The sequence below is a fragment of the Faecalibacterium sp. DFI.5.82 genome (assembly GCF_029076575.1).
Classification (GTDB): domain Bacteria; phylum Bacillota; class Clostridia; order Oscillospirales; family Ruminococcaceae; genus Faecalibacterium; species Faecalibacterium duncaniae.
Genome location: NZ_JARFIS010000073.1, coordinates 1 through 448, shown reverse-complemented (window position 1 = coordinate 448; position 448 = coordinate 1). Strand labels below are relative to the sequence as shown.

Genomic DNA, 448 nt, shown 5'->3' with positions numbered 1-448 from the left:
GATGTTGAGATCACCGCAGACCTTCAGGTTACGGTGGACAGCTTTTTGAAATTTGCGGATTTCTTCTTTGACGGCCTCTTTGCAGACTGGGCAGTTCTGGATCACATCAATCAGGCACAGAGCCGTGTAGAGAACACCAAGGGCCAGATCAAGCGTGTCCTCGCACTTCTGAAAAAGATGCGCGAAGATGTTGATGTCCAAATCGCTGACGAAAAAGAGAAGCAGGAGCAGCTTGCAGTGGAAACCGAGCTGTAGGGTTGGAGTGTTCGCTTATGTAATATGCTCAATTCGACAACTCGGAATTTGACAAAGGAACGTGACCATATGAAAAACAACAGCCCGCAAAAGCACGCTTTCATTTCTTGTCTCATCTTGGTAACAGGAATATTGCTCGTGGTAATAGGCGCAATGACAACAAAGGAGTACAAAATCAACCTGTGCCTGTTAA

Annotated in this window: 1 pseudogene; it reads left to right on the top strand. The window is 46.2% G+C overall.

Annotation, left to right across the window (positions count from 1 at the left end):
* Positions 1 to 255 (top strand): annotated as a pseudogene (locus P0G09_RS15620) (hypothetical protein); the annotation flags it as partial.
* Positions 256 to 448: the final 193 nt, after the last annotated feature.